The 3,016-nt window shown below is 42.5% G+C and carries 4 protein-coding genes and 1 pseudogene; 3 read left to right on the top strand and 2 right to left on the bottom strand.

What is annotated here, in order from left to right; translation table 11 throughout:
* Nucleotides 1-445, bottom strand: a 445-nt coding sequence (locus ACTHTS_RS10775; RefSeq protein WP_440370019.1) for a transposase, incomplete at its 3' end; no start/stop codon positions are given.
* A 40-nt stretch (nt 446-485) separates the two neighbouring features.
* Here ACTHTS_RS10775 and ACTHTS_RS10780 point away from each other — a divergent pair.
* From ACTHTS_RS10780 to ACTHTS_RS10790, 3 genes are all read left to right on the top strand, one after another.
* Nucleotides 486-1,085 (top strand): hypothetical protein, encoded by a 600-nt coding sequence (locus ACTHTS_RS10780; protein WP_440370020.1) that lies wholly within the window; start codon nt 486-488, stop codon nt 1,083-1,085.
* Nucleotides 1,086-1,133: 48 nt separating this feature from the next.
* Nucleotides 1,134-1,496, top strand: a complete 363-nt coding sequence (locus tag ACTHTS_RS10785) for a rhodanese-like domain-containing protein (protein ID WP_440370022.1) — start codon at nt 1,134-1,136, stop codon at nt 1,494-1,496.
* A 75-nt stretch (nt 1,497-1,571) separates the two neighbouring features.
* Entirely contained in the window at nt 1,572-2,411 is an 840-nt protein-coding gene (locus ACTHTS_RS10790) for a Slam-dependent surface lipoprotein (protein ID WP_440370021.1), read from the top strand.
* A gap of 208 nt (nt 2,412-2,619) precedes the next feature.
* Here the strand turns inward: ACTHTS_RS10790 and ACTHTS_RS10795 are convergent.
* Nucleotides 2,620-2,859 (bottom strand): annotated as a pseudogene (locus ACTHTS_RS10795) (transposase); the annotation flags it as partial.
* Nucleotides 2,860-3,016: the final 157 nt, after the last annotated feature.

The raw sequence follows: 3,016 nt of genomic DNA on the forward strand, positions 1-3,016 counted from the left end.
ATCGGTTGCGTTTGGTTTGCACTTCCGTCAGCGGATGTTTGCGGTGGGCTTTGCGCATAATACCGTCCTGCAGCCGATGCTCTTTCAGATGTTGCCGGTTTTCCTCACTGTCATAGCCTTTGTCGGCGCGGCATAAGGTGCTGTAATCGGGAATGCTCAGTTCGTTAAAGCGGCAAAACAGGTTGAAGTCGATGCGGGTAATGAGGCTGTGTTCGAGTTCGGGATCGGAGAGGCTGTGCCATTGTCCGAGCAGGACGGCTTTGAACATGGACAACAGTGGATAGGCGGGACGACCACGATGGTCTCTAAGGTAACGGGTTCTTTGACGATTCAGGTATTGCTCGATCGGCTGCCAATCAATCACCTGGTCCAACTTCAATAGTGGGAAGCGGTCGATGTGTTTGGCGATCATGGCTTGTGCGGTTTGCTGGAAGAAGGTGCTCATGGAAAATCCCCTAAATGTCTTGATGGGAATTTAGGGGATTTTGGGGAATTTTGCAAAGGTCTCCATTGGTGCGCTACATTCAGAAATCACACGTGCCGAAATGATGTTGCGCTATCATTTGTTACCAAACGATGAAATTATTCGTCATACTATTGTTGTGCAAGATGTTTCAGGCTGCCTGAAAACACGCGTTCGCCCACTTAAAGCAGGATTTTATCCTGCTCCACCGCATGGCTTATTTCAACACCCCAAAGCCGCCAAACGCGCCTTAAACGAATGGGCAAAAAAATTCAATTTATGCCCCACTTTGCTGGGAATTTTACCAAATGAACTCCCAAAAAATACCCCTTGCCCCGTATCAGTTATTGGAAAATGTTCTTCAGCTTGCGAAAACCACGATTTAACTCTACACAATAACGCTGTTTTAGCAGCTTTACCTTATTTACCTTGCGGCGATTGGGGACATCAACCTCGCATTAACATCACAGAACACAACGCCATTACAGGACAAAGTATGACCCACCTTGTAGACAATGGCGCAATTTTGCTGTCTGAAAACTGTTGGTTTATTGATTCATCAATATTGGCAATCATTAAACAAAAGTTTAAAATTGACCGTGGGAATATTCAGGCTGCCTGAAACCAAAACATCAACTCACTAAAAATGGAAAACATTATGAAAAAATACATCAGCGTTTTATGTCTAGTTAGCGCAATTGCCTTGCCAACATTTACTTCTTATGCCCACGATTTACCACATACCCCTGCTACACAAAAAACACAAGCTCCTCGTGCAAAAGGTGTTTGGATTGATGTTCGCAGTGCCGATGAATTTAAACAAGGTCATTTATCCGATGCCATTAACGTACCGCACGATAAAATCGCACAACAAATTGCACAAATTGAACCTAACAAAAATGCACCTATCAATCTTTATTGCCGCAGCGGTCGCCGTGCAGAAGTTGCATTGCAAGAACTCAAAAAACTAGGATATACTCAAGTTATTAATCATGGCGGTTATGACGACTTGATTAAACAGGGTTTAAAATAAGATGAAGCATTGCAATGAATACAAATTTGCTTATCTTTTAAAACAATATTTTTTACTATAATGAGGATAGAAATCATGAAATATCGAATGATTACCATGGCTGTTGTAATGGGTTTAGCTGCTTGTAGTAGTGGTGGAAGCGGTTCAAACGTATCCAACAATCAACCTAGCATACAACCAAATAATCCGACATCTTCTATTTCACCAACCACTCAGACTCAAGACCCATTACGCAATGGGGGCGATAATTATTTGGTTCGTGTTAATACTACTGCCTCAGAGCATTCTAAGCATTCATTAAGCGTAGATAAAAATGATTTCCATCAAATTATCGTCAATGGAATTACATTGGATTTACGACCAACTACGCCAAATAATATGGCAAATATTAATAACCGATGGGGCATGTATGCAGGTGGTCTTAACGGCTCTTCTCATACACCTGCTGGCATCTCTAAGATATTAGTATCTCGTAGCTCAGATAATGTACAAGTGGGTGTAGTCAGTGCGCTGGGCATGAGTGAAGATTCAAAAAAAATTGGACATTCCCAAGATTTTGCTTTTTTTGCGGGAAAATCTACCGATATGGCACAAATGCCTCAACAAGGTATTGTGAAATATTCCGTAGAAGCAATGGGTCATACTTATCACAACAATTCTGTAAGCCAAGCAACAATTGGTAAAACGGATTTAACGGTAGATTTTAGTAATAAGACCTTAAACGGAACATTTGAACGCGAGGCTGAGAGGGGCGGTAATGTGATATTGAATGCGGATATTAAAGGCAATCAATTTTCTTCTAAAGAGGGCGCATCTACTGCTGTAAAAGGTGGTTTCTATGGTGAAAATGCTAAAGAAATTGGTGGCGTATTCCAAAACGAAAATACCATTGGTGCATTTATTGGTAAGCAATAATATCTTATTTTGAATAACAAAAAGCTGAAACAGCATGTGTTTCAGCTTTTTTTAAATATCCTGAGACCTTTGCAAAAATCCTTTTCCCCCGACAGTCGAAACCTAAACACAGGTTTTCGGCTGTTTTTGTTTCAAATATCCACTGATTCTACTCAAATACCCCCTTAATCCTCCCCGGCCACCCGATAATCAGGCATCCAACCGCCTTTTAGGCAGCAACAGGCGCACTTAGCCTGTTGGCGGCTTTCAACAGGTTCAAACACATCGCCTTCAGATGGCTTTGCGCACTCACTTTGAGCAGACCAAAATAGGCTGCCCCCGTATAGCGGAATTTACGGTGTAACGTACCGAAGCTTTATTCGACCACATAACGGGTCTTCGACAAATATCGGTTACGCTTCGTTTGAGCTTCTGCCAGCGGACGGTTGCGGCAGGCTTTTCGCATTATATGGGGAAAATTAGATGGAAATTATTGGTATGGGTAAGGGTGGGAAGGGTTTACCTGTTGAGGTCGTCTGAAAAGTACAGGCTGCTTTTTGGGTTTTCAGACGACCTTCAAAGCAGCCTGCACTCAGGTGTTTGGGATTGACTAACGCGAGCTATCT

It is taken from the genome of Neisseria sp. P0019.S003 (assembly GCF_051957115.1).
In the GTDB taxonomy this organism is placed as follows: domain Bacteria; phylum Pseudomonadota; class Gammaproteobacteria; order Burkholderiales; family Neisseriaceae; genus Neisseria; species Neisseria flavescens_D.

What these genes read in the sequence shown, in the direction of transcription:
- ACTHTS_RS10790 (WP_440370021.1), top strand. Translation starts at nt 1,572, where the DNA reads ATGAAATATCGAATGATTACCATGGCTGTTGTAATGGGTTTAGCTGCT.